Source organism: Nonomuraea sp. 10N515B, from assembly GCF_052245915.1.
Lineage (GTDB): Bacteria > Actinomycetota > Actinomycetes > Streptosporangiales > Streptosporangiaceae > Nonomuraea.
Genome location: NZ_JBQQBQ010000144.1, coordinates 1 through 6,815, shown reverse-complemented (window position 1 = coordinate 6,815; position 6,815 = coordinate 1). Strand labels below are relative to the sequence as shown.

The 6,815-nt window shown below is 58.7% G+C and carries 5 protein-coding genes; 3 read left to right on the top strand and 2 right to left on the bottom strand.

What is annotated here, in order from left to right; all coding sequences use genetic code 11:
- Positions 1-554: 554 nt before the first annotated feature.
- From ACTWQA_RS58330 to ACTWQA_RS58320, 3 genes are all read left to right on the top strand, one after another.
- Complete coding sequence (locus ACTWQA_RS58330; RefSeq protein ID WP_443167383.1) at positions 555-1,634, top strand: hypothetical protein; 1,080 nt, start codon at positions 555-557, stop codon at positions 1,632-1,634.
- Between the two features lie 425 nt (positions 1,635-2,059).
- Positions 2,060-2,335, top strand: a complete 276-nt coding sequence (locus ACTWQA_RS58325) for a hypothetical protein (RefSeq protein ID WP_443167382.1) — start codon at positions 2,060-2,062, stop codon at positions 2,333-2,335.
- Positions 2,336-2,658: 323 nt separating this feature from the next.
- Positions 2,659-3,630 (top strand): 7-cyano-7-deazaguanine synthase, encoded by a 972-nt coding sequence (locus ACTWQA_RS58320; protein WP_443167381.1) that lies wholly within the window; start codon positions 2,659-2,661, stop codon positions 3,628-3,630.
- A gap of 786 nt (positions 3,631-4,416) precedes the next feature.
- On the opposite strand, the gene ACTWQA_RS58315 is transcribed toward ACTWQA_RS58320, so the two are convergent.
- On the bottom strand, positions 4,417-5,052 hold the full coding sequence (locus ACTWQA_RS58315; RefSeq protein WP_443167380.1) for a DUF2637 domain-containing protein: 636 nt from the start codon (positions 5,050-5,052) through the stop codon (positions 4,417-4,419).
- An 85-nt stretch (positions 5,053-5,137) separates the two neighbouring features.
- On the bottom strand, positions 5,138-6,487 hold the full coding sequence (locus ACTWQA_RS58310) for a tyrosine-type recombinase/integrase (protein ID WP_443167379.1): 1,350 nt from the start codon (positions 6,485-6,487) through the stop codon (positions 5,138-5,140).
- Positions 6,488-6,815 lie beyond the last annotated feature (328 nt).

The window sequence follows — 6,815 nt, the reverse complement described above, 5'->3', positions numbered from 1 at the left end:
CGCCGCCCACCGAGCGCTTCGGGCGGCCACCCACACCCCGGCGCACGAAGGAATCAGACGATCAGGCGGAAACCTCCGTCTGCCCTCACAACTCAACCGGGACGACCGTCCCCTGAGTCATCGAGGCTAGCTGCAACGGTGGGTGATGCCTTCCGCGGCAGCTAGCTCGGAATCCCACGCCGGCCCAATTGCACGTGAGACAGTGTCTGCGTCCTCAAGCGCCGCACCCGCCACTGGTACGAAGAGCCCGGTCATCACCGGAGAGCTGGGTGACTTCGTCGTAGCGGGACGACTGTAGACGTACTCGCGCGAACGATCGTCGAGCCCTGCCAGCAGGTCGATGCCCGAATGATCATTGAACTTGAGGTGCCAGGGATGACTGTCATGCTGGGCGGTGTAACACCAGACGATCTCCACGTGATGACATCAGCATGAACTTCTGAGTGCGGATCTATCGGTGAATAGATGGAAATGGATTGGCGGCATCAAGTCATTCCTTGATCGAATAGTGATGCTGGGTTACCTTCGGCCTAGCGTGCTTGAAGGAGGCCCCAGTGGCTGACCTGCGGACCGTTGGCGTGGAGCCACAGGCAATAACGTCATTGCCTGCGGCAATGCTACGAAGACTATTGCTCGTCGTCGCCGCCGATTTCGGTCTGTCCTTTAAGAGTGCTGTCCCAAAGGGTGACCATGAGGATCTGGTGTTCACCAAGCGCGTCTTTCTGGATGACCGTGAGATCCTGATCCGTCTGCTGTTCATCCCGGCTCAACGGAGCCATCTGAAGTCCGCCTACGACACTGCACGGCGGGAAGGTTACGCTGACGCGATCTTGGTGGCAGCTCAGCTGGCGGATAGAGCGCTTGCTGATGACGAACGGGTCTTGTCGGGTGCGCGCCTCGCCGCTCTACTCACCAGATCAGCCTTGGTCGTGCCTAACGATCATGGACAGCCAACGGTGGACCGGACTGGCTATAAGCATGCCAAACAGCGCTCCGATGCGTTCCTCCTCGATCGAGTTGGTCTTATGTGGTTACCCACACTAGCCAAGAACCGTCTCCCTCCTGAACTGGAAGGTATGGGGAAAGCAGATGATCTATTTGAAAGATACTTCTTTCGTCTGGCTACGACATGTCTAGGATTCCAGGGCAGGCGTTTTGGGACAAATAGCAGAGGTCGTCGTGTATGTGATGCACTTCTTGTGCAGACCAAATCAAGCCGCCTTATCCTAACCGACTGCAAAGCTGCTAGTGCGGGATACGCCATGGATGTGGATGACGAGCGTCGGCTGCTCGAATATGCGAAATCTGCATACGAGTGGAAGGGGCAGCGTCTGCCGGTCGGCTGCGTCGTAATAGTAAGTAGCGAATTTCCTGGAGCAGGTCATAGGCATCCTTTCCATGCCAGAAGAGCGAAATTTATCGAGGCGGGTTCCAACCTAGCGTACATTTGCGCGGGCGATTTAGTCGATGCGATCCGTCTGTTGCCGGATCAGGCTTGGGATGACACTTCCATTGTTCCCCAAGTTGACTGGACAGGAGTGCTCGGCGAAGGGCTAGTTAAACGAGAAACCCTAATCGCTGCCCTACTTGAAGCCAGCGCTTCACAGCTACCACTGAATAGCGGGAGTAGCTGATGGGAACATCAACCAGCCGTGGGTCACCGACTGGCAGCATTCGATGGGGAGTCTCTCGTGCGGTGCTTGCTTCTGGTGCACCGCCAGAACGCATTCTGACCGAGTTGTTTCAGGCCGCGCGAGGCGATAGCGACTGGCTTTCGATGTTAACCAGTCCTGCGCTTATGTCTTACGCTTTGGCGGCTCAGCGTGCATGGTCGGACATGGGCGAAGTCCTCTTGGAAGAGCCTGGGCCCGCTCAAGCCGTAAGAGTGTATGTCGATCGAGTTCGAAAGGACGGGTTAGAAGCCGGTGGCGGTGGAGTTGTCCTGCCTCTAGCGGAAAGAGCGCTTTCGCGAGTGCTCTTTGCAGCGGCACGAGCGATTTCGGAGGACGTTGATGCGGTATCTGGCTGGAATGCGGTCCGCTCAAATTCGGCTGAGTCGATGGTCGCAGACTTTCTCGCCGAAGCCCTTCGACAGGTCGCACAGTATCTGGTCACCAGAGACCTACCGGCTATTGCGCTGGCTCAGGGTAGCGTTCGCATGTCCGCACGTTATGCCAACGAACTCACCAATAATGTTGGAGCCGCTGCTGCAGCATCAGCCGCCGTAGGAAAGGACCTGATTCTGGAACAAGGTTCAACGGCATGGACTCAAGCGGTGAGAGCCTCATTATCTGCAGCTATCCGCCCGTCGGGCGATGGGTTCGGCAATGCCTGATTATAAGGTGGTGGTTAACTCATGCGCAGCACCTCCGTTTACCGATCTAACTCAAGTGCGTTATGGAATCGGCCCAGGCATCACGCATGAGTATAAGTACGATCGACTTGTTGACGGATTCTCAGATCGAATAACGGCTCGACAGCAGGATTGGGCGGACATCCTTGGTGCGCTGTATGCGATAGACCTGCGGTGCAGGCGAGGCGAGGACGTAGATTGGCATAGGAATATCGAAGCGTGGATTCCGGTTCGCGATCCCGACCTCTGGAATAGCTTGGCGCCTCAGGTTGTAAGATGTTTTCGCTGCGCTTACCTACGATAGGTTGAGCCCGATATTCGTTGCAGGAACAGAAATGGCTGATCCTCCGCGTCAATCGAAGAAGTCCTTTCTGAATGCAGACGGTGTGGCGCTTCTATCGGGGGGCGTTGATAGCTTTGTGGGTGCAGCATCGTTGCTTGACGCCGGGCTAAAGCCGATGCTTGTTTCGCATATGAATAGCTCGTCCGCCAGTGCTGCCATTAATGCGATTACTCCGACCCTTAAGAAGCTTGGTGCGCCAGCACGGCCGATTTCTATGACAGCCCGCAATGTGGAAAAGGATCGCGAAGGGGAAAGTAGCCAGCGTGCGCGTTCGCTGTTGTATATGGGATTGGCCTGCCTTGTGGCGGATGGCATGGGTCTAAACGATGTTTGGCTGAACGAGAATGGCGTAATGGCCGTACATGTGCCTCTTACTGCTGCGCGGGCAGGTTCGCTCAGTACACGTACCGCGAGCCCCAGGGTTCTTACTGAGTTTTCGCGCCTGGCATCCGCTGCTCTTGGTAGAGAAATTAAAATATCGAACCGGCTAGTCACCTTCACCAAGCCGGAAGTCACAGCACTAGCTGGCACTTTAGGGATCGGCCCGCTGCTTGCCCATACCGTGAGCTGTTGGCAGATTGGGAGAAATCCTGAACATTGCGGCCGGTGTGTCCCCTGTCTAATTAGACAGATCAGTCACGAATATGCGCACATGGTTGATCGCAACTATTTAGCAAGGCCGCTAGATATGATCCCAAACGGTGCTTCCTGGGCGTCAACTGCCAAAGATAATCTATTTCATCTGCTCATGCAGGCTGTAGCAATCGACTCGGCCGATGAGGACGATCTTATGCTTGATCAACCAGAGCTTTTGGACGCTGGGCCGGGCCTATCGGTGCAACAAAGTGTCGATATGCATAAGCGGTGGGCGATGCAGTGCTTAGAGGTAGCTGAAAACCACCCGTATTCGCGCTCCATTCTTCAAGGGGCATAGTCGTGAGAATATCGGCCAGTCAGCTGCGTGAGGCGGTTACGAATCCACGGTATCGTCTGCCCAAGAGGTCCGGTGGTGGGCCATCCACGGACTCGACCTTGCGAAAGGCAATTCGAACGTTCCATGAGCAGGGCGCTGAGGCGGCAATGGATGCGCTCCGCGAGGGGTTGAGGGCGCCTTTCTGGAGCAAGAAGGGCAAAGCGATGGCGCTAACGGCGCAGGCTTGCCTGCATAATTACATCTCTCTCTCGCGAGTAACGATAGTCGGATCTGGGCTCCGGGGCATCCGCAAGATATCTCAATAGCGGGAGACGTCATTGCGGCACGAATTGATGGAGTGCTAGCCTCGGACGATGGATACTGGGGACGCATGGTGATCGGGGGCCCGTTACCGTCTTCTCTATCGGATAGTCAGCGGACGATCGTTGCATGCCCGACGACTCTTGCTCTAATTCATGAGTTCGAAGGCGGATTGTTCAACGAGCGTCCCGTCCTCGGTGTTGAAGTCTGGGAGCTTCGGCAGGCTATCGCGGGAAAGGTTGATCGAAATCAGGCCGAAGCAGCGCTTCCTGAGATCGTGAGAATCCTGGAACGTTTGCGCGCGACGGATTAGACGTCCGGCGCATCCGCGGATCGCGCGCCGATCACCCGTGGCGACAACTCGTGCCTGATGGCGCGGATCGCGGACAATCTGCGGCGGGAGGATTCGGCTGACCCGAAGGCATGCCTGGCGTGGGGTAAACGCCTTTCGCCATCAGGTAGGGCGTGACCCAGGCTGGTCGCCTACTAGTTCAAGGCTCCTCTGGTCCCCGCCGCTTTGACCAAGCGAGCCCATCGAGTGCTGCGGCTGAACCTCTGCGCCAGCGTTACGGACGCTGGTAGCGATCCATCGGTATCGCGGTTACTCAGGGCCCACTTCCACGCTTCGCGCTGCAGGGCACGCCCAGCGGGTTCTGTTCCTGCCGTGGCCTGGACCTCGTCAGGCGCGACGGACCGTGGAGCGACGCGCTGGCGCACTAGGCGAAACGCCATTTCCATGCCGCCAATCAGGGCGAGAGCCGGCCACGCTGCCACAGCCCTGCCGATCAGCGAAGGCTCTGCCACCGCGATATTCGCTGCGACGCTGGCGAGGCTGCCCACGATCAACAGAAGCCAAGGGAGGGGACCGCCTCTTCCGCCGCGGCGGGAATCTGCCAGCAACGCCATCGAGGAAGCGAGGATCATCCCATCCACCGACAGAGGAAGCAGGGCGGCGGACAGCGGGGATTCCCCGTGACGTACCGCGAGGATGTGCAGGTGGCGATAACTGATGACGGCAGCTATAGCCGCGAGGATTGCCACGGTGAGCGTGGTCGTCCAGCGAATGATGCGATCCAGGCGGGTGCGGTTTCGACTGCACACGCAGGGCGTAGTGTCCTCCATAGAGCCTCGACCCTTCCCATACAGGGGTTGTGGATCAAGGGCTCGTCCGGGTGTTCCCGCACACGGGCGAGCCCGTCTTCTTGCGTTATGAGCTTCGTCGTGTCTTTCGGTGCCTGATCTTGTTGAACGCGTCGAGAGCGGTCTCGTCAGCGTCGTCGAGGGTGTGCAGATACTTCTCGGTGGTCTTGATCGAAGCGTGCCCCAGGCGCTCCTTCACCACCTGAAGGTCGGCGCCTCCTGACAGGAGCCATGAGGCGTGCGCGTGGCGAAGATCGTGGATACGAACGGCGATTTCCAGGTCAGCCTCTTCCAGCGCCGGGTGCCATACCTGCTTACGGAACCAGTCGGCGGGGATGTGCCCATCCGTGTCGCGGGTTCGTGGTTTCCGCGGGTTGTCCTTCCCCTCGGCGCGCCTCTCCGCTCGGTAAGCCGCGAACGCGGCGCGGCAGTGCTCGCAGCGGCATTTGCCGGTCGTGTAAGCGGTCCGTGTCCCGTGCTTGTAGCAACGGCCTGCATCGTTCGGCTCGGTGAACCCGAGAGTGTCGGGGTTAGCCAGCACTCGGAGGAGCGGCTTGGGAGTTGGGTCGTGCTTCCAGCTGAAGAAGAGGGATTCGCGGCTCAGCCCCTCGGCCTTGGCGTGGGATTGGAGCTTGAGGACGAGTTGGGCGGTGAGCTTGAACCGGCGCCACTCCTTGTCCTTCGGATACGGCTTGACCAGGAACCGCTCGCCCTTCGGGTGAAACTTCGGGTTCACCTCCACCACGGCCCGGCTCACGGTGAGGATCCGGGAGTTGACGTCGAGGTCCTTCACCCGAAGCTCGGTCAGCTCGCCCCAGCGCAGACCGGTTTCGATGGCGGTCTCGACGAGCAGTTTCGCGTCATCATCGGGGAGGGTTTCGTAGAGCTGGTTGAACTGCTCCGGGTTGATGATGGTGAGAGGCTGAGGCGGAACCGGGGGAGTCTTCACGCCCTTGCACGGGTGCAGGAAGGTCACCTGATCGTTGAACGCAGTTGTGAAGATCGCGCTGAGGATCACCATCAAGGTCTTGATCGTCACCGGCTTGACGTCGTTCCTCTTCAGCGTCGCGACCCACTGGCGAACATGCTCGGGGAGGATGTCGACCATCCGGAGTTCACCGAACTCGCTGATCAGGTGCGCGTGGATGGCGTAGGTGTACTTCTGTCGAGTGGTGACTTCCATCTCGTGGTTCGGCAGCCACGTCTCAAGAACGTAGGCCTCGAAGGTCTGCCTGCCGCGCTTGGGATCGCCTACGCGTCCTTCAGCGACCTTGGTCTCCGCCTTCTGCCAGGCCTTGTCGGACTCCTTCTTGCTGGAGTAGGTGCCGGCCGAGCGCTCCTTGCCTTTGATGTCCAAGTAGTAGGCGGTGTATCGGGGCTTGCCGTCCTTGCCGAGCCGCTTTCGGGAGAAGCCCACGAATTGATCACCGCCTTGATCATCTGACCGTCATTTGACCGTGAGAGTGGCTGTCACGGCTGGGGACGGTTGGTCACTCCTGGGCACTGTGATCATGCCGTCTACCTGCAATTTTACGCTCTCCGGAGCGATTGGCCAGGGGTGCGGCGACGGTCAAGATGGGCGCTGATAAGGAAGAGGTCCCAGGTTCAAGTCCTGGTAGAGCAATGCTTGAGACCTGTGGATCAGCCGGGAAGGGGTGTACCTTCCCGGTGATCGTTTGAGGTCTCTCACGCATGGCCGACGCGCCAACGTCGGTCGGGAAGGCACACCCGATGCTCACCGTAGT